This is a genomic window from Acinetobacter sp. AHP123, assembly GCF_023757925.1.
Lineage (GTDB): Bacteria > Pseudomonadota > Gammaproteobacteria > Pseudomonadales > Moraxellaceae > Acinetobacter > Acinetobacter oleivorans.
Genome location: NZ_CP092454.1, coordinates 2,926,393 through 2,944,984 on the forward strand (window position 1 = coordinate 2,926,393; position 18,592 = coordinate 2,944,984).

General features: G+C 38.7%; 18 protein-coding genes. 13 read left to right on the forward strand and 5 right to left on the reverse strand.

Going from position 1 to position 18,592, the window contains the following annotated elements:
- Positions 1 to 18 precede the first annotated feature (18 nt).
- From MJX77_RS13955 to MJX77_RS13970, 4 genes are all read right to left on the reverse strand, one after another.
- Positions 19 to 690: a 3-oxoacid CoA-transferase subunit A gene (locus tag MJX77_RS13955; protein ID WP_252059381.1), complete on the reverse strand. Its 672-nt coding sequence runs from the start codon at positions 688 to 690 to the stop codon at positions 19 to 21.
- Between the two features lie 135 nt (positions 691 to 825).
- On the reverse strand, positions 826 to 1,746 hold the full coding sequence (catA, locus tag MJX77_RS13960) for a catechol 1,2-dioxygenase (RefSeq protein WP_013197704.1): 921 nt from the start codon (positions 1,744 to 1,746) through the stop codon (positions 826 to 828).
- A 161-nt stretch (positions 1,747 to 1,907) separates the two neighbouring features.
- Complete coding sequence (catC, locus tag MJX77_RS13965) at positions 1,908 to 2,198, reverse strand: muconolactone Delta-isomerase (protein ID WP_005305945.1); 291 nt, start codon at positions 2,196 to 2,198, stop codon at positions 1,908 to 1,910.
- Between the two features lie 23 nt (positions 2,199 to 2,221).
- Positions 2,222 to 3,328: a muconate/chloromuconate family cycloisomerase gene (locus tag MJX77_RS13970; RefSeq protein ID WP_107881466.1), complete on the reverse strand. Its 1,107-nt coding sequence runs from the start codon at positions 3,326 to 3,328 to the stop codon at positions 2,222 to 2,224.
- 100 nt (positions 3,329 to 3,428) lie between these two features.
- Between MJX77_RS13970 and MJX77_RS13975 the strand changes: the two genes are divergently transcribed.
- The 13 genes from MJX77_RS13975 to MJX77_RS14035 all read left to right on the forward strand — a co-directional run bounded on the left by MJX77_RS13975 (position 3,429) and on the right by MJX77_RS14035 (position 17,399).
- Positions 3,429 to 4,343, forward strand: a complete 915-nt coding sequence (locus MJX77_RS13975) for a LysR family transcriptional regulator (RefSeq protein WP_005305939.1) — start codon at positions 3,429 to 3,431, stop codon at positions 4,341 to 4,343.
- Positions 4,344 to 4,424: 81 nt separating this feature from the next.
- On the forward strand, positions 4,425 to 5,219 hold the full coding sequence (locus MJX77_RS13980) for a TorF family putative porin (protein WP_252059382.1): 795 nt from the start codon (positions 4,425 to 4,427) through the stop codon (positions 5,217 to 5,219).
- Between the two features lie 306 nt (positions 5,220 to 5,525).
- Positions 5,526 to 6,422 carry a LysR family transcriptional regulator gene (locus MJX77_RS13985; RefSeq protein ID WP_151768162.1) on the forward strand — a complete coding sequence of 299 codons (897 nt, stop codon included), beginning with the start codon at positions 5,526 to 5,528 and terminating at the stop codon, positions 6,420 to 6,422.
- Positions 6,423 to 6,624: 202 nt separating this feature from the next.
- Positions 6,625 to 7,713 (forward strand): LLM class flavin-dependent oxidoreductase, encoded by a 1,089-nt coding sequence (locus MJX77_RS13990; protein ID WP_252059383.1) that lies wholly within the window; start codon positions 6,625 to 6,627, stop codon positions 7,711 to 7,713.
- Between the two features lie 17 nt (positions 7,714 to 7,730).
- On the forward strand, positions 7,731 to 8,723 hold the full coding sequence (locus tag MJX77_RS13995; RefSeq protein ID WP_252059384.1) for an ABC transporter substrate-binding protein: 993 nt from the start codon (positions 7,731 to 7,733) through the stop codon (positions 8,721 to 8,723).
- 2 nt (positions 8,724 to 8,725) lie between these two features.
- Positions 8,726 to 9,289 (forward strand): cysteine dioxygenase family protein, encoded by a 564-nt coding sequence (locus MJX77_RS14000; RefSeq protein ID WP_252059385.1) that lies wholly within the window; start codon positions 8,726 to 8,728, stop codon positions 9,287 to 9,289.
- Position 9,290: 1 nt separating this feature from the next.
- Complete coding sequence (locus tag MJX77_RS14005; RefSeq protein WP_252059386.1) at positions 9,291 to 10,880, forward strand: rhodanese-like domain-containing protein; 1,590 nt, start codon at positions 9,291 to 9,293, stop codon at positions 10,878 to 10,880.
- Between the two features lie 322 nt (positions 10,881 to 11,202).
- Positions 11,203 to 12,360: an AMP-binding protein gene (locus tag MJX77_RS14010; RefSeq protein WP_252059387.1), complete on the forward strand. Its 1,158-nt coding sequence runs from the start codon at positions 11,203 to 11,205 to the stop codon at positions 12,358 to 12,360.
- A gap of 12 nt (positions 12,361 to 12,372) precedes the next feature.
- Positions 12,373 to 13,164, forward strand: a complete 792-nt coding sequence (locus MJX77_RS14015) for an ABC transporter ATP-binding protein (protein WP_252059388.1) — start codon at positions 12,373 to 12,375, stop codon at positions 13,162 to 13,164.
- A 41-nt stretch (positions 13,165 to 13,205) separates the two neighbouring features.
- Positions 13,206 to 14,087: a branched-chain amino acid ABC transporter permease gene (locus MJX77_RS14020; RefSeq protein WP_005305864.1), complete on the forward strand. Its 882-nt coding sequence runs from the start codon at positions 13,206 to 13,208 to the stop codon at positions 14,085 to 14,087.
- A gap of 3 nt (positions 14,088 to 14,090) precedes the next feature.
- Entirely contained in the window at positions 14,091 to 15,161 is a 1,071-nt protein-coding gene (locus tag MJX77_RS14025; RefSeq protein ID WP_250375603.1) for a branched-chain amino acid ABC transporter permease, read from the forward strand.
- A gap of 43 nt (positions 15,162 to 15,204) precedes the next feature.
- Positions 15,205 to 16,602: an ABC transporter substrate-binding protein gene (locus MJX77_RS14030; RefSeq protein ID WP_252059389.1), complete on the forward strand. Its 1,398-nt coding sequence runs from the start codon at positions 15,205 to 15,207 to the stop codon at positions 16,600 to 16,602.
- Between the two features lie 17 nt (positions 16,603 to 16,619).
- On the forward strand, positions 16,620 to 17,399 hold the full coding sequence (locus MJX77_RS14035) for an ABC transporter ATP-binding protein (protein ID WP_252059390.1): 780 nt from the start codon (positions 16,620 to 16,622) through the stop codon (positions 17,397 to 17,399).
- A gap of 65 nt (positions 17,400 to 17,464) precedes the next feature.
- Here the strand turns inward: MJX77_RS14035 and MJX77_RS14040 are convergent, their stop codons facing one another.
- The gene (locus MJX77_RS14040) at positions 17,465 to 18,541 is read right to left on the reverse strand and encodes a sigma-54 interaction domain-containing protein (protein WP_252059391.1); all 1,077 of its coding nucleotides are present in this window, start codon (positions 18,539 to 18,541) and stop codon (positions 17,465 to 17,467) included.
- Positions 18,542 to 18,592 lie beyond the last annotated feature (51 nt).

The following is an 18,592-nucleotide window of genomic DNA, read 5'->3' on the forward strand; positions in this document are numbered from 1 at the left end:
GTTATTTCTCCTTATTGCTTATTGTGCGGGCTGTACTTGTACAACGTGCTGTACAAAGATACCTGGTGTGATGATGTGCTCTGGATCTAAACCACCCAGCTCAACCACCTCAGAAACCTGAACAATCGTGACATCAGCAGCCATGGCCATAATCGGGCCAAAGTTACGTGCAGATTTACGGTAAACCAGATTACCCCAGCGGTCGCCCTTGTAAGCTTTAATCAAGGCAAAGTCAGCCTTAATTGGATATTCAAGCACGTAATTTTTACCATCGATCTGGCGGGTTTCTTTGCCCTCAGCTAAAAGTGTTCCAAAGCCTGTTGGGGTAAATACAGCACCAAGGCCCATACCCGCTGCCTGAATACGGCAAGCCAGATTACCTTGCGGTACCACTTCAAGCTCGACCTTTCCAGCACGGTATAGTTCATCAAACACATAAGAGTCTGACTGACGTGGGAAAGAGCAGATTACTTTTTTAACCGAACCAGCTTTAAGCAGTTTAGCCAGACCATAATCGCCATTACCGGCGTTATTACTAACAATAGTTAAATCTTTAATACCCAGTTCAATTAGTCCGTCAATGAGTTCAGCGGGTTGTCCTGCGGTACCAAAACCACCAATCAGAATGGTCGCGCCATCTTTAATCTGCGATAGTACCTCGCTAAGAGAGGACTTACTTTTGTCAATCATGTGAGAAACCTTAGAGCATGAGGTAACGTGATGTTATTACTACCGCTAAAAATTTATTTAAATTCTTAATGGTAGTAATAAATGGAATAAATTTTGTGAGTCAAAAGCGAACTTTTAACTCACATACACTTTCAATTAAGCGCTAGCGCGACGACGTTCAACTTCAGTTGAAGGAGCCGCAGCGGCATCTTTAACAAGTTCGATGTTAAATGTGATGTGTTTGAAAGCGTGATCTAAACCACGGCGCTGGATTTCAGCTGGGTCAGTTACATCAACTGCTGTTGCTACTAATCCATCACGAGTTGCGAAAGCAAAGTCATCCCATAAGTACTCATCACCCTCAATGTTGAATTGAGTTGTAAGCTTGCGGAAACCTGGTGCAGAAACGAAGTAATGAACGTGAGATGGACGGTTACCATGACGGCCTAATTTGTTAAGAAGGGCCTGAGTTGTACCTTCAGGAGGGCAACCATAACCCACTGGCATCGTCGTTAATGCAACATATTTACCATCAGCATCAGTCAAAATACTGCGGCGTAAGTTGAAGTCAGATTGAGACTTATCAAAGAATGAGTAGTTACCCAAACTGTTGGCATGCCATACTTCAACTTTAGCATTTTCAATGATATTGCCATCAGTATCAGTCACGGTACCTTCAATAATTAAGGTATCGATTTTGCCAGACTCAGTACCATCATCCATACGAGCAAAGCCAACGGTTTCAGGCGCGCCAGCTACATAAAGTGGGCCTTCAATGGTACGCGGTGTGCCACCAGTAACGCCAGCTTTTGCATCAGCTTCATCTGCACGTAAATCAAGATAGTGCTCTAAACCTAAGCCCGCTGCCAAAAGCCCAAGTTCGTTTGCTTGACCTGCGTCTGTGAAATATTCCAAACCTTTCCATACTTCTGAAGGTTGGATATCTAAGTCTTCGATGGCTTGAAATAAATCCCCAAGAAGGCGCACGACAATTTGTTGAACACGTGCATCAACTTCGCCTTTTGCAGTGTCGACATTCATTTGTTTTACAAGCGCATCAATTTGTTGACGGTTCATACTAAAACTCCTTAAGTATGCAATACGGTTTTGGGTGGCAGCGCTGCGGGCATGTTGTTTTGCTAGCGAATAAGTGCCGCCACGTTCCTTGTTACCTTCTGAATAAATATATTCACTTTTTGAATGTGCTTCAGACCACACACTCAAACTATTTTCTTAGATTACGAATCATCATCACGAACAGATGAAGGGTGACGATTAAGTGCCATCACTTCGATGTTCATGTAAGGATAAAGAGGTAATCCCTGTAAAATATTGTGCAACTCTTCATTGCTCTCAACATCAAAAATACTGATGTTTGAATACTGGCCTGTAACTCGCCAGATGTGACGCCATTTACCTTGGCGTTGTAAATCTTGCGAATAAGCCTTTTCAATGGCCTTAATTTCATTTGCTTTGTCGGCTGGCATATCAAGTGGGATATGCACATCCATACGTACATGAAATAACATGGGAAACTCCTTATCCTATTGCCTTAACGACGTAACTTCTCGACTTTCTCTTCATCAATTTCAATGCCTAAGCCTGGAGCCGTTGGCAAGTGCAATTCAAAGTTTTCGTAACGTAGCGGTTCTTTCAAAATTTCTTCGGTAAGTAATAACGGACCAAATAATTCAGTACCAAACGCTAATGTTTCAAAGGTTGCAAACGCATGAGCAGAAGCAATGCTACCTACAGGGCCTTCAAGCATAGTGCCGCCATAAAGATCGATTCCTGCTAAACCTGCAATCTTGGCAACTTCACATGCCTCGATCAGACCACCTGATTGTTCAATTTTCACGGCAAATACATCTGCACCCTGACTTTTTGCAATACGATATGCGCTGTCAGGACCAGTTAAAGCTTCATCCGCCATGATTGCGACATCAAAACGGCGTGTTAAACGAGCAAGTGCTTCAGTATTTTGAATAGCACAAGGCTGTTCAATTAAATCAATTCCGCCATCTTGGAGCTGTTGAATACCTTGAATACATTCCAGCTCTGACCATGCACGATTTACGTCAACACGTACACTAATATCTGCACCTAGTGCTTTTTTAATTGCAATCACATGATCAACATCGTGTTGCAAATGGCGTGCACCGATTTTGAGTTTGAACGTGTTATGACGTTTCAACTCAATCATTTTTCGAGCTTCAGCAATATCTTTTTCAGTGTCACCAGACGCGAGCGTCCAAAGTACAGGTAGACTATTACGCAGACGGCCACCTAAAACTTCACTTAAAGGCACGCCTAAACGTTTTGCCTGAATATCAAGTAGAGCGGTCTGAATGGCACATTTCGCGAAACGGTTACCATTAATATTCTTACGAATCAGTTTTAGTGTTTGAGCAACATTTAAATCTTTAACTGATGCGAGTAATGGTGCAAAGTAAGTATCAATATTGGCTTTGACACTTTCAGGACTTTCTTCACCATAGTTCAGTCCACCAATGGTGGTCGCTTCACCCCAACCTACAATACCATCCGTGGTCGTAATTTTGACGAGCACCAAAGTCTGAGTACGCATTGTAGTCACAGACAGCTGGTGAGGACGGATAGTTGGAATATCCACAAGTATGGTTTCTATGGTTCTATACATGAAGTTTCAACTATTACGAACTTGTTTACATACCATAGAAGAATGTAATAGCCTAAAATAGATATAGAACGGTATTTTAAGATACTAAAAAGGTATATTAATGGAATTAAGACATCTACGTTATTTTGTTACCGTTGTGGAAGAACAAAGTCTGACTAAAGCGGCTGAGAAGCTTTTTATTGCCCAGCCACCACTCACGCGTCAAATCAAAAAACTAGAAGAAGAATTAGGCATTGATTTGTTTGTGAAAGGATCGCGTCCATTAAAAGTGACAGAAGCAGGGCTGTTTTTTTACCAACATGCCGTTCAAATTTTGACGCATACCGCTCAAGCTGCTTCGATGGCTAAAAAAATGAAGCTGGTCGAAAACATTGTCAAAGTTGGCTATGTCAGTTCACTTCTGTATGGGCGTTTACCACAGGTCATTTATCTATTTAGACAAAAGAATCCTGACATTCATGTCGAGCTTATTGAATGTGGCACACGAGATCAGGTCGAGGCTTTAAAGTTAGGTAAAATTGATTTAGGTTTTGGTCGCTTACCCATTAGTGATCCAGCCATTAAGAGACTTTTACTCAGAAAAGAAAAATTAAAACTCGCGATTCATAAAAAACATCCCTTAAGTGAATTTCAAGATTCAGGAATTTACTTATCTCAAATTATCAATGAGACGATTTTTTCTTATCCAACCACGCCTAAGCCTAATTTTTCGACCACTATTCAAGCTTTATTTACCAAATTAGGTTTAATTCCGGCCAAACTCACCGAAGTCCGAGAAATTCACATGGCGCTTGGTTTGGTGGCATCGGGCGAGGGTATTTGTATTATTCCAGAAAGTGCCTGTGATATTGGAATGAAGAATCTAACTTATTTAAATATCTTAGATTTAGAGGCTTATAGTCCCATTTCTCTATCCATGCGTAACATGGACCAAAGTTCTTATATTCCTAAAATTTTAGATTGTATTGAAGAGATCTATAGCCAAGAAGAAGTGTCGAGAAATCTAAATTTATAACTTTTTAATACGTTTTAAATTGAATTATCATGTTATTTTAAAACTTTAAGATTATAGGTAATATTTAAAAGGAATTAATAGATGAGAAAAATTTTAGGCGCAGCTTCTCTCATTATGTCTACCTGTGTTGTACATGCTGACCAATTAAATGAACAAGAAAAAACTTCTCCATATAGCGCGAATGTTACTTTTGCTAGCCAATATATTTCACGTGGGTTTCAACAAACTTGGGGTAAACCTGCTTTGCAAGGTGGACTGGATTATGCCAACCCGAATGGTTTTTTTGTCGGGACTTGGGCATCGAGTGTGAGCTCTAATTATTTGCGAGATGCTTCAGTTGAATGGGATTTTTATACAGGTTATTTAAAAACAATCGATAAATTTTCAATTGGGATGTCAGTTTTTTACTACTATTACCCAGGCGCGAAAAGTACACCAGAAACCGGGAGTAGCAGTTATAACTATGGCGAGATCGTACCTCAAATTGGCTATGGACCTTTAAGCCTTAAATACTTTGTGACTTATACACCAGATTATGCTGGGTATAACTCTAAAACTATGGGTGGACCTGCTGGTAAAAGGTCGAGAGGTTCAAGTTATTTAGATCTTAACTTTACCCAACCTGTCAGTGATACTTGGACTTTTGGTGCTCACTATGGCTATGAAAGAATCAAAAACTTTTCAGAGTCAAACTTTCAGGATGTTAAAGCCGAACTAATAAAAGATTTAGGCGATGGCTGGACTACAGGATTGGCCTATACAAAAGCATGGGATAAAAATGACTACTATAAAAAGTATAGTAATGGAGAATCTGGTGCGCCTGTTTCAAATCCAATTGATTCGACTTTTACAGTCTCTGTAAAAAAAGTATTTTAAATTAGATTTAATAATAATGGCTTTTAACTGCGCTTGGGCATCTGTAAATCTAAACTTCCAAACGTAGTTAAAACTGAATTTCTATTTATTTTTAAGTTAATTACGGCTGAATTGAGAATAATTGCGATTGAGCTCAGCATAAGTTTGAAAGCTTTTCATAATTTTCATCCATAAAACTTATATGGACTTTTATTAAATTCAATATTGATGATATGAAATAAAATGAATAGTAGGCTACTGTTTATTCCATAAAAAAACATCATAATTGGATATAACCTTTATTTATAAACCTTGTCCTAAGCTATTATGAAAATTGAAGATATTGAAGCTTTTGTTTGTTTTGTCAATGTTCAATCTACCAGTCTGGCTGCCCAGCAATTAGGTATTTCACAACCTGCTATTACTAGAAGGATCCAAAATCTAGAATCAGATTTGGGATTACAACTTTTTGACCGTAATACGCGTCCTCTAAAATTGACTCAGCTAGGATTTCAAATTTTTGAGCAGTGTGCACAGGTGACTGCTGAAATAGATGCATTAGGGCAACTAGTGAACAGCTATAAATTATCGACTCAAAACTTACGAATTGGTATAGCGACAAGTCTATCGGACACGATCTTGTCTGGTATTTTAGAAGACTTAAAGCAAAGTTATCCAACATTAAACTTAGAAATTAGCACAGGTTGGGGTATTGATTTATTAGATAAATTTAAGGAAAAAAAGCTAGATTGCATTTTTTCAACAACAGCTCAAACTTATGGGCAGAATGACCAGATAAACATGGAAATTTTAGGACAGTTACAAATTGTGCCGACTGTTTCTAAAAAATTAAAAAAGATGTCCGTACAGCATCTTGCCGATTGTCAGTCTTTAGGATGGATTCTTAATACTGAAGGATGTGGTTTTCGCCAATATCTTGTATCGGAATACCATAAATTGAATCAGTTACCTAATATAAAAATTGAGGTTACAGGAACCAATTTGCAGATGAATTTATTGGCTCAAGGTCTTGGAGTCGGATTATTACCGAAAGAAGTTTTTGAAAAGAGTATTTATGCTGCTCAACTTACCTCAATTGAACTTACTGACTTCAATTTATCAGTGCAACTTTTTTATATGATTCAACCCGATTTGAATGAAGTCTATCAATCAATTTGCCAAGAGATGAGCCGTAAAGTACAGAGCATACTCGGATGGGGATGAAATGGAATATCAAGAAATTTTATTAAGCATAAAGAATATAAAAAGCATTAATTGAAAATAACGCTTTCGTTGACGTTCACAATGTTTTGAGCACGACTTATCTTTTTAGTATTCCATATTTTAATATTATTATATATTTAATATTTGTTTTTAACATATTAAGACCTGCCGTATTCTTATAAAAAATACATCGGGTTTAAATATGGCAATTCAAATTTTAGGAATGATCTGGCACCGTGAGGCATCTGAAATTATTCCAGCGACGAAAACTTTTGATAAAAATTATATTGTCAAAATTGCTCAGGCACATGAACAGGCAGGGTTTGACCGTATTCTATGTGGCTATTGGTCCGATCAGGCTGATGGTTTTTTAGTGACAGCCTATGCTGCCGCACATACGTCTAAAATAAAATTTTTACTGGCACATCGTCCGGGCTTTGTTTCTCCAACATTGGCAGCACGTAAATTGGCAACTTTAGATCAGCTGACGGACGGACGTTTAGCACTACATGTTATTTCTGGCGGGAGTGATATTGATCAGAAAAAAGATGGAGATTTTTTAAATAAACAACAACGCTACGCACGTAGTGCCGAGTTCATCGAAGTTGTACAAAAAACATGGTATAGCCAAGAACCTTTTAGCTATGAAGGTGATTATTACCATGTAGTAGATGCTTATTCTGAAATTAAACCACTCCAAACACACTTACCCATTTATTTTGGCGGTTCTTCAATAGAAGCTTTACAAGTTGCCGCAAAGCAGGTTGATATTTTTGCGCTTTGGGGAGAGCCTCTAGCGGGGGCCCAAGAGCAGATTGAAACACTAAATCGGTTGGCAGCACAACATGAGCGCCGACTTGATTACAACATTTCATTTCGCCCAATTATTGCTGATAGTGAGTCCCTAGCTTGGGAAAAAGCGCAAGAAATTTATCAATTATCTAAAAAACAATTAGAAAATTTTGGCTTACAAGCTGCCAGAAAAAAACCACAAAGTACGGGTGGGCAACGTTTACTTGCAGCAGCGGGTCAAGGCGAACGTTTAGATACCAATTTATGGACAGGTATCACTTCTTTAGTTCAAGGCAGTTATAACTCTACGGCATTAGTGGGAACCCCAGAACAAGTTGCAGAGTCTATTTTGCAATATTACAAACTCGGCATTCATAGCGTATTGATACGTGGGTTTGATCCTGTTCAGGACGCAATTGATTATGGTCGAGAGCTATTGCCCCAAATCCGTGAAAAAACAGAAAAATATGATCAACAGCAACAGCTGATTTCGGCCTAATCGGAAAGGAAATAATAATGAATCACTATGGCAAAATTTTATTGGGTGTTTTTACAACAGCAATTTTAGTCGGTTGTACAAAAAAAGAGGCTTCACCTGAACATGCTCAGGCATCTGAAGTCAAAGCAAATAAGGGGCAGGTTGTGCTCAATATTGGTGATCAAAAAGGCAATATGCGTGCACAGCTTGAAGCATCTGGTGCTTTAAAAAATGTCTCATATAAAATCAATTGGTATGAATTTCCAGCTGCTGCACCAGTTGCAGAAGCATTAAAAGTAGATGCGATTGATATTGGTTACTTGGGTGATGCACCGTTTATTTTTGCCAATTCTAATGGGGGAACAGCCAAGGCTATTGCCGTGTATAAAGCAGATCCATATCCAGTCGCTATTTTAGTGCCGCAGAATAGTCCAATTAAGTCTGCCAAAGATTTAAAGGGTAAAAGTTTAGCATTCAATAAAGGCTCAATTAGCCATCTTTTAACTTTAAAAGCCCTAGAACAACAAGGTCTGAAGCCTGAAGATGTGACATTTAAATTTTTACCGCCTGCCGATGGAAAATTAGCTGTTGCCAATGGTTCAGTGGACGCTTGGGTGGTATGGGATCCATATACGGCATATGCTGAGCTCAAGGATCATTTTCGTGTTGTGGTTAATGGCCGTGGTTTGTATTCAGGTTACACCTTTTTAGCAGCCACGGATAAATCTTTAAAAGATCAGAGCAAACGTGTGGCAATTCAAGATTTCATCTATCGTTTAAAAGAGTCGCAAGCTTGGGCGGGACAACACGGGGATGAGTTTGGTAAAGCTTATGCCAAAATAACTGGACTACCAGAAGAGGTGGGAATCAAAGCTTTTAAACGCCGTAATGCCTCGTGGGAGCCGATCGATAATGAAGTGATCAAAGTTTCTCAAGGAACTGCCGATTTTTATACCAAATATAAGCTGATTGATAAAAAGTTTGATGTGACATCTTCATTTGATACTGGTTTTAAAGTGGAGCAAAAATAAAGATGAGTCAGTTGCAACAAGTACTCCAGCCGTTGATTGAAAGAATTGAATATGGAATTTCACAGCAATTAGAAGATGTTGATCTCATACAATCTTTTATTCCAGATTTTCGTAGATTGCTACATTTAAATGATTGGTTGCCAAGCTCTTATCAGCAACCGAACCCTGATCGCTATCAACAGTTTTTATTATATCGCGATCCGCAAGATCATTTTTCAATTGTCAGTTTTGTATGGGATAAGGGACAAATTACACCAATCCATAATCATGAAGTTTGGGGAGTCGTTGGTGTCCTGCAAGGTGAAGAAATCTCACAGCGCTACCAAAAAAATGCATTAGGACATTTTGAGATCACAGGTGAACCAGATCATTTAAAAGTTGGCGAAATTGATTTTTTTACTCCAGCCTCGGGTGATGTGCATCAAGTGAGTAATGCGCTGTCCGATCAGGTTTCGATTAGCATCCACATTTATGGTGCAGATATTGGCAAAGTAGAACGCTATACCTTTGCTTTAGATGGCACAGCAAAGCGTTTTATTTCAGGTTATTCAAATCAGGAACATTAATATGACAACCAATATTCAAACTTATCAAGATATCCGCAAAAAGCTATTGGCTGGTCAAGAAATCGCACTAATTGATGTACGTGAAGAAGATCCATATGCTCAAGGCCATCCTCTGTTTGCTGCCAATATTTCTTTTTCCAAATTTGAAATAGAAATTCTCAATCGAATACCTCGTTTATCTAGTGATATTGTTATTTATGACAATGGTGAGGGCTTGGCAGAACGTGCCTATCAACAGTTACAAGCATTAGGCTATCAGCAGATTTCATTATTGGATGGTGGTTTACAAGGCTGGAAAGATGCAGGCGGTGAAATTTTTATTGATGTCAATTCGGCAAGTAAAGCCTTTGGTGAATTTGTTGAACATCATAAAGGAACGCCGTCACTGTCAGCTCAAGAAGTCAAAAAATTAATTGATGATCAGGAAAACATTGTCATTCTGGATGCTCGTCGTTTTGATGAATATCAAACCATGAGTATTCCGGGCGGCATCAGCGTACCTGGTGCTGAATTGGTACTCCATGCTAAAAATATTGTTAAAGATGAAAATACTAAAATTATTGTGAATTGTGCAGGGCGTACACGTAGTTTAATTGGTACACAGTCATTGATTAATGCCAAGATTGGACATGAAGTCTATGCTTTACGTAACGGTACGATTGGTTGGACATTGGCACAGCAACAATTAGCTTTAGGACAACAGCAACAATATACTAATTTTGCTAATAAAAATAATTCATCAGGCGTATTAGAGAATGCCAAACAATTAACCCAGCAGGCTGGTGTAAAAACGATTAGTTTGGAACAACTACAACTGTTCCAACAACAGAGTGAACGCACTACCTATGTTTTTGATGTACGGTCAGAAGAAGAATATATACAAGCGCATTTACCTAATAGCCGTTGGATTGGTGGTGGGCAACTAGTTCAGGAAACTGACCATTATGCGAGTGTACGCGGTGCCAGAATTGTACTCATTGATGATCAACTCGTCCGTGCTTATATGACTGCCTCTTGGTTGGCGCAAATGAATTGGGATGTCTACGTACTCGATGCGGATTTTCAGACAATATTTACCGAGCAAGGAGGATGGAAACCAGTTGTTCCGTTATTGCATATAAAACATCGGATCATACCTGAACAATTGCAAGCATGGTTAGATGTCGGTGAAGAAGTCACTATTCTGGATTTTACAACTAGTGCAAACTATCAAAAAGGGCATATTCCTACTGCTCAATGGGTATTAAAAGCAGATATTGAACGACTGTTTAATGAGAAAAAAATTCCAACAAACCATAAAATTGTTGTCACTTGTGGTACTAGTCTGTTAGCACAATATGCAGTATCTGCTCTTCAATCCAAAATTTCAGAAAATGTTTATGTCTTGGAAGGCGGTAATCAGGCATGGGCAAAAACTTATGTTTTGGAAACTGATAAACATGTGTACTTATCACCCCGTATAGATCGGTATAAACGCCCTTATGAAGGAACGGATAATTCTATCCAAGCTATGCAAGACTATTTAGAGTGGGAATATGGATTAGTTGCCCAACTGAATACAGATGGAACACATGGTTTCTTTGTGGTTTAGTTAAATATTTAGCTAAAATATTTATAAAAATCATAATAGCTCTTTTAAAGCAAAGAAGAGCTATTATGAAAATCAAAAGTATTAATCAAAATTTGTTCTTGAGATTTCTCTAAAAATGTTTTTTTGAAACCAAGTAATAACTGTTGCCTGAAAAACAGTTATTCAACAATAAACTATCACTTTTATGCACAGATAGAGAAAGATCTTTTTGTAAGACATTGAAAATAATTATAAAAATATTTGGCATGTAAATTGAAATATAACAGCAATATTTTTTTATCTCATCGTTTAGCAATCGACGTTATGAGGGGGGTATTGCAAAATGTCAGATTATTCGCAAAGTCTTATTTCACTGTTGGCATACCACGCAACAGCACGTCCAGATGCAATTGCATTAAGACATAAAAAGCTAGGTCTGTGGCAGCACTGGTCATGGAAAAATTTACTAGAACTTAGCGAAAGATACGCGTCTGCGCTTTATGAGTATGGTTTTCAAAACAAGCAAACTTTTCTTATTGTCAGTTCTCCGAATATTGATGTAGTTGCTATTAGTCTGGCTATACAGGCTTTAGGTGGCGAAGTTCAATTGATTGACCAAAGTGTTGATACATTAAAAACAGAAGACTTTTTAAGACACCTTGCGATTTTAAAGCCAGATTATATTCTCGTAGAAGAGCTAGAGCAGCTTGTTTCAATTGAGACATTACGCTATCACCCAATTTATATTTTTTATATTGAACAAAGCAAATTAAGTACATTTGAATATGACTATGTTGTATCTGTCGATAAATTATTAAAAAATTCCAATGAGAAATATCGTATTGATTTTAAAAAGACTCAGCTCGAACCTGCACAAGTTGCTTTTAGCTTTGAACGGATTGAATCTAATCAACGACTAAGAGTGCAATATTCTCATCAAGATTTGATTGCAGAGGCCAAACATTTAGTTCAAAACCACCACTTAGATCATCATGAGGAAGCATTTGTCACGCGTGCTTTTTCAAGTGTTGGGCACATTCGTTATCTATGGTCGTCATGGCTACTTGCAGGTTTTAACTTAAATATTCCTGAGACCTTAAATACTCGCGATCAGGATAGACAGATTATTTCGCCAACATTGATTTTAGGGACCAATGAAACCTATGCCCGTGTTGAGCAGTTAATTTATAACCGCTTACCAAGTGATAAATGGCTTGCCAAACATTACCAGCAAGCACTTCAAAAACAGAAAAATGAAGAAAAATTATCTTTCATTGATAAGTTTAGCTTTGCCTTATTTAAGCAAGTCATTTTAGAAGAGTTGGGTTTTTCACATCTTAAAGTGGCTTTAACAGTGGGGCAGCCTGTAACGCTTGCAACACGAAATTTTTATCAAAGTTTAGGTGTGAAGTTACACGAATGGGGAGAATATGCCGAATGGCAAAGTACCCAATTGGACAATTCGCAGCTTCATTCTTTGCCAATAACAACAATAACTTAAGACGAGGAATATATGTCAGTATCATCTGTGATATTGCTAGAACTTAAGGCAATTGATTTATCTTTTGGCTCTTCACAAGTGCTCAAGCAGCTTAGCTTAGAGGTGAGAGAGGGAGAGATTTATTCTTTAATTGGTCCCAATGGTGCCGGCAAAAGTTCGGTAATTAATATTATTAATGGCATTTATCAGCCGCAATCTGGTCAGATCATTTTTGCTGGTCAGGTTTTGCATAACTATAAGGCAAAGCATGCACCCTATTTAGGAATTGCGCGCACCTTTCAAAATTTAGCACTCTTCAAGCAAATGTCGGTATTGGACAATGTCTTAACTGGACGGGTATTAAAAAGTCGTCATTCATTGTTAGGTGCATTATTGTCCTTACCAAGCACTCAAAAAAATGATGATTTACAGCGTTTTAAAGCTGAAGAAATTTTAAAACTGTTGAGTCTACAAGAGTACCGAGACCAATTGGTTAGCTCGTTGTCTTATGGTTTGCAAAAACGTGTTGAGTTAGCAAGAGCATTGGCAGCAGAACCTCAGTTTCTGCTTTTAGATGAGCCAATGGCTGGAATGAACCATGCTGAAAAACGAAGTATTGCCAAGTTTATTCAAAAGATAAATCAACAGTTGGATATAACCATTTTCATGATTGAGCATGATTTGGCTGTTGTTATGGATATTTCTGACCATATTGTGGTGCTGGACTATGGCAAAAAGATCGCAGAAGGCACGCCACAACAAATTCAAGAACATCCTGAAGTGTTGAGCGCATATCTAGGGATTCAAGCGCTTGAAGCGCATTGAGCATATACAAATAAATTAAAAAATAAGAGGTTAGTTTTTATATGTCTTTTTTTCTAGAAGTCTTGCTAGGGGGTACGTTGGCAGGTGTCATGTATTCCTTGGTTGCCATAGGGTTTGTTTTGATTTATCGGGCATCGGGTGTTTTTAATTTTGCACAAGGTTCTTTGGTTTTATTTTCAGCCTTAACTTTTGTCAATTTAACTGAACGTGGCATTCCATTTGTGGTGGCTTTTATTGTCACGCTATTTGTCATTTTTGTGCTGGTACTACTGATCGATGCATTGATTTTAAAACATTTAATTAATCGCTCTGTCATTACATTGTTTATGGCAACTTTGGGTTTGAGTTATGTCATTGAGGGATTAGCTCAAACTGTATGGGGAACACAGGTTCATGGATTAGATCTGGGAATTTCTGATTCACCCATTAATTTCTTTGGCATCATGCTGAGCAAGTTTGATCTGTTCGCAACAGGTATTGCTGGAACATTGGTCATTATTTTATCTCTTTTATTTAGTAAAACTCGCTTTGGCATTTCACTACGTGCCGTTGCTGATGATCCTTTAGCCGCACAGTCCGTAGGTATTCGCTTAAATCATATCTGGATATTAGTCTGGACAGTGGCAGGGTTTGTTGCATTAGTCGCTGGTTTGTTGTGGGGCGCACGTTTAGGTGTTCAATTCTCGCTTTCATTGGTGGTACTAAAGGCATTACCTGTACTGATTATTGGTGGTTTTACTTCGATTGCAGGTGCGATTTTAGCGGGCTTGATTGTGGGAGCAACTGAGAAACTAGCGGAGATTTATTTAGGCGGCATTATTGGCTCCGGAATTGAAAACTGGTTTCCATATGTGTTAGCGATTCTCTTTTTATTGGTATACCCAACTGGTCTGTTTGGTCAGAAACAAGTGACGAGGGTATAAGTCATGTTTTTATTTAGCCAAGCAAGACAGTACGTACAGCAATATCAAGATGAGAAACGCATTTTTCGGCTTAAAGAGCATCGTATTTTATTTATTTTTGCACTATTGATTGCCTTTCTTTTCGTTCCATTTGTTGGACCAGATTACTTATTTAATGCCATTTTAGTCCCTTTCCTAGTTTTGGCACTTGCCGGATTGGGGCTCAATATTCTGACAGGTTATACCGGACAACTTTCATTAGGTGCCGCAGCTTTTATGGCAGTAGGCGCATTTGCAACTTATAACTTAGAGCTGCGAATTCCTCAGTTGCCATTACTGGTCAGCATTTTTTTGGGTGGTGTAATTGCTGCTTTAACTGGGGTGGTGGTTGGCCTGCCAAGTCTTCGAATTAAAGGCTTTTATTTAATTGTTTCTACCTTGGCTGCACAGTTTTTTATACCGTGGTTATTCACGCAGTATGGCTGGTTTACTAACAATAATGCTTCGGGAGTGATTACTGCTCCTCGTATGGAAATATTGGGTTATTCCATAAATAGCCCAGTCGGGCACTATTTATTGACCTTAAGTATTGTTGTGGTTCTCACCGTTTTGGCTCGCAACCTGATCAATAGTCAATATGGTCGTAATTTTCGTGCTGTACGAGATATGGAAACTGCGGCAATCACCATCGGCATTCCGGTGAGCCAGACTAAATTACTGGCCTTTGCGATCAGTTCATTTTATCTCGGTATTGCGGGGGCACTTTGGGCTTTTGCTTATCTTGGAACCATTGAAGCAGATGGGCTAGATCTTAATCGATCATTTCAAATTCTATTCATCATCATTATTGGTGGTTTAGGCAGCCTAACTGGCAGCTTTTTGGGCGCCGCATTTATTGTGCTGTTGCCTATCTTATTGAGTGTTTTGGGGCAAGCTGTTTTTGGACAGGCTATCGATCAAGCACTACTACAGAATCTACAAAAAATTATTTTCGGGGCTTTGATCATTTACTTCTTGATCAAGGAACCAGAAGGATTAAGCCGTTTACTACGTAATTTGTATCACAGATTAAGAAAATGGCCATTACGTTACTAATTGTTTTAACAACACTTTTGTCTGTTTATTTAGAGATTAATTTATGAAGTTATTTAAATCCTTGTGGTTTTGGCTGGTGGTTATTGCCATCGCTTTAGTCGCTATTGTGTTTGTCACGAAAAAAGACAAACAAAATCCACCTGAGCAAAAACAACAAGCCGCAGCTGAGCAGCAAACACAATTGTCGGATAAAAATGCCCAGTATTTCCCGTTACAGAGTTATCGGGTTGGCCCTTACGCTGCTGGGGGAACGGGCTTTTTCGGAGGCTTTATTGACTACATGAAAGCCGTCAATGCCAAAGGTGGTGTGAATGGCGTGAAGCTGGTGTGGTCTGAGTGTGAAACCGAGTACGTAGTAGAAAAAGGGGTAGAATGCTATGAGCGTTTGAAGAATGGTTTAAATGGAGCGCCTGCTGCTGCAACCAACCCTTTATCTGTCGGTATAGCTTATGCAACTTTAGAGCGTTCAACAAAAGATAAATTACCGTTGATTACTATTAATCATGGGCGTACAGATTCTACGGATGGCCGTGTTTTCCCATACGTGTTTCCATTGCAGCTCAATCCATATAGTGAAGTATCTGCAATTATTAATTATTTAGGTCAGCAAAGCGGTGGCTTGGAAAAACTAAAAGGTAAAAAAATCGTGGTTCTATATCACGGTTCTCCTTACGGGAAAGAAACGATTCCAGTAATTGGGATTTTATCGAAAAAGTATGGCTTTGAAGTAACCAACATTGAAGTACCACACCCTGGTAATGAACAACAATCTCAATGGTTAAATATTAGACGGATTCAACCGGATTGGGTCATTCTTCGTGGTTGGGGTGTAATGAATCCTGTTGCACTAAAGACTGCACAGAAAGTGGGTTACCCAACCAATAAAATTATTGGGAATATCTGGTCAAACTCAGAAGAAGATGCTGCCCCAGCAGGTGCTGCGGCAAATGGGTTTATTTCAATTACGACTCATCCATCAGGAACGAATTTCCCTGTATTACAAGAAATTAAACAACTTGTTGTTGATAAAGGCCAGTCAGATCTTGCCGATAAAAATCGTTTCGGTACGGTTTACTATAACCTAGGTGTGGTAAACGGTATTTTGAATGTAGAAGCAGTACGTGTGGCACAAAATAAATTTGGTAAACGTCCGCTTACTGGTGAAGAGGTCCGTTGGGGCTTTGAACATATCAACTTAACTGAAGCACGTCTAAAAGAACTTGGTGCATATGGTTTGGTACAGCCTTTAAAACTATCGTGCCAAGACCATGAAGGCGGTGGTGCAGTACGTTTCCAACAATGGGATGGTAAAGAGTGGAAAGTAATTAGTGATTGGGTACAAGCAGATCGCAGCTTATTACGTCCGATTATTGAACAATCTTCAGAAAAATATGCCAAAGAGCAAGGCATAAAAGTTCGAGATTGCGCAACTGAAGAATAAGATCAGGAGATGACCGCATGTCTAAATCATTAAACAGTATCAAACCTGAAAGCAGTGAACCATTGTTAAATGTCGATGATATTGAAGTCGTATATGACCAGAGTATTTTGGCAGTTAAACGGGTGAGTTTAACTGTTCCTTCCGGTTCTATTGTTGCATTGCTTGGTGCCAATGGAGCTGGTAAGAGTACAACTTTGAAAGCAATATCACAGTTGATTTTTGCTGAAAATGGGCAAATTCACCGTGGCAAAATTGAATATCAGGGTGAATCCATACTTGGGAAAAATCCAAGTGATATTGTCAAAAAAGGTTTGGTGCAAGTCCTTGAAGGACGTCATTGTTTTACACATTTGACTGTCGATGAAAATTTACGGACAGGCGGTTTTATTTCGCATCATTCGGGTGCCAAACTTTCAACTGCATTAGAAAAAGTTTATCAATATTTTCCAAGGCTTGATGAAAAGAAGCAGACATTGGCGGGTTATCTTTCCGGTGGTGAGCAGCAAATGCTTGCCATTGGTCGGGCATTAATGACAGAGCCAAAGTTGGTTTTATTAGATGAACCTTCAATGGGGTTAGCTCCTAAGATTAGTTATGAAATTTTTGAATTAATTAAGTCGCTCTCTGAAGAGCAAGGTGTGAGTTTTTTAGTTGCTGAACAAAATATTCGTTTGGCACTTGGTTACACCAACTATGCTTATGTCATCGAAAGTGGCGAAGTCAAAGTTTCTGGACAGACTCAAGTTCTTTATGAAACCGGACAAATTCAAAAAGCATATTTAGGAGAGATTGCTTAGCTTTTAATAACCAGTCATCAATCAAATGATTGATGACTGGCTTGATATTGATAGATGAAAATAATTTATTCGCCGCGTTTATTTACAACCAGCTCACCTAAATCAATCAGTCGAGAACGAATGACATTACGACTTAAACCTAGCATTTGTGCAGTTTTAACTTGATTTTGGTGGCAATAATGATAGGCGATTCGTAATAATTGCTCTTCAAATTGTGCATAAACTTGTCCATCATTTTGCTGAAATAGCTGATGAAAAACTTCTTTTAATTTAGGATTTATGACAGGTTCACTGGTTTTTTTTTCTTGAAGCTTATTTTTGTTCAGTTGAGTGGGTGGTTGAATCAATGTGAGATCATGACTTTCAATAATGCCATTTTGGCAAATTAATAGCGCATGATGGATCATGTTTTCTAATTCACGAATATTACCAGGCCACCAGTAATTGCTGATTTTTTCTTTTGCAGCGCTGGAAAAATCGGCTTTATCATAACCAAGTTGAGCATGATATTTATCAATAAAGTGATAGGCGAGAGGTAGAATATCTCCTTTTCGTTCACGTAAAGGTTTAATGTTTAAGGTAACCACATTAAGACGGTAATATAAGTCTTCACGAAACTGATCGCTAAGAATGGCTTGTTCTAAGTTTACATTTGTTGCTGCGAGTACTCGTACATTTACAGGAATACTTTTACGAGAGCCCAAACGGACCACTTCGCGTTCTTGCAATAGCCTTAAAAGTTTAACCTGAATCCGTTTAGATAAATCCCCAATTTCATCAAGTAATAATGTCCCACCGTTTGCAGCCTCGAACCATCCGGCATTGCTCGATAATGCCCCTGTAAAGGCACCTTTTTCATGACCAAAGAGTTCGCTTTCAACAAGGGTCTCCGAAAAAGCCCCACAGTTTACAGCAATGAACGGTTTATTACGCCGTTTACTGTGGTTATGAATTTGTCTGGCAATGAGCTCTTTACCTGTACCTGTTTCCCCATGAATTAATACACTCGCTTCGCTGGGTGCAATCTGCTTGATATATTCAAGCAATTTTTTGGATTCTGGGTCGTTAAATACCTGTGCGGTGGCTTTATGCGAGTCACTGCGCTGGGTAATTTCAGGTAGCGTAACAATATTATGCCGCATCTATTGTAGCTCTCTCATTTATATCAAATCGTTTCTGTCGGTGGGAGTTCG

Excerpts from the sequence above, each read along its gene's own strand:
- MJX77_RS14015 (WP_252059388.1), top strand. The coding sequence starts at position 12,373 with ATGTCAGTATCATCTGTGATATTGCTAGAACTTAAGGCAATTGATTTA.
- MJX77_RS14020 (WP_005305864.1), top strand. The coding sequence starts at position 13,206 with ATGTCTTTTTTTCTAGAAGTCTTGCTAGGGGGTACGTTGGCAGGTGTC.
- MJX77_RS13995 (WP_252059384.1), top strand. The coding sequence starts at position 7,731 with ATGAATCACTATGGCAAAATTTTATTGGGTGTTTTTACAACAGCAATT.
- MJX77_RS14025 (WP_250375603.1), top strand. The coding sequence starts at position 14,091 with ATGTTTTTATTTAGCCAAGCAAGACAGTACGTACAGCAATATCAAGAT.
- MJX77_RS13955 (WP_252059381.1), bottom strand. The coding sequence starts at position 690 with ATGATTGACAAAAGTAAGTCCTCTCTTAGCGAGGTACTATCGCAGATT.
- MJX77_RS14010 (WP_252059387.1), top strand. The coding sequence starts at position 11,203 with ATGTCAGATTATTCGCAAAGTCTTATTTCACTGTTGGCATACCACGCA.
- MJX77_RS14030 (WP_252059389.1), top strand. The coding sequence starts at position 15,205 with ATGAAGTTATTTAAATCCTTGTGGTTTTGGCTGGTGGTTATTGCCATC.
- catA (WP_013197704.1), bottom strand. The coding sequence starts at position 1,746 with ATGAACCGTCAACAAATTGATGCGCTTGTAAAACAAATGAATGTCGAC.
- MJX77_RS13990 (WP_252059383.1), top strand. The coding sequence starts at position 6,625 with ATGGCAATTCAAATTTTAGGAATGATCTGGCACCGTGAGGCATCTGAA.
- MJX77_RS13970 (WP_107881466.1), bottom strand. The coding sequence starts at position 3,328 with ATGTATAGAACCATAGAAACCATACTTGTGGATATTCCAACTATCCGT.
- MJX77_RS14005 (WP_252059386.1), top strand. The coding sequence starts at position 9,291 with ATGACAACCAATATTCAAACTTATCAAGATATCCGCAAAAAGCTATTG.
- MJX77_RS13980 (WP_252059382.1), top strand. The coding sequence starts at position 4,425 with ATGAGAAAAATTTTAGGCGCAGCTTCTCTCATTATGTCTACCTGTGTT.
- MJX77_RS13975 (WP_005305939.1), top strand. The coding sequence starts at position 3,429 with ATGGAATTAAGACATCTACGTTATTTTGTTACCGTTGTGGAAGAACAA.
- catC (WP_005305945.1), bottom strand. The coding sequence starts at position 2,198 with ATGTTATTTCATGTACGTATGGATGTGCATATCCCACTTGATATGCCA.
- MJX77_RS14000 (WP_252059385.1), top strand. The coding sequence starts at position 8,726 with ATGAGTCAGTTGCAACAAGTACTCCAGCCGTTGATTGAAAGAATTGAA.
- MJX77_RS14040 (WP_252059391.1), bottom strand. The coding sequence starts at position 18,541 with ATGCGGCATAATATTGTTACGCTACCTGAAATTACCCAGCGCAGTGAC.
- MJX77_RS14035 (WP_252059390.1), top strand. The coding sequence starts at position 16,620 with ATGTCTAAATCATTAAACAGTATCAAACCTGAAAGCAGTGAACCATTG.
- MJX77_RS13985 (WP_151768162.1), top strand. The coding sequence starts at position 5,526 with ATGAAAATTGAAGATATTGAAGCTTTTGTTTGTTTTGTCAATGTTCAA.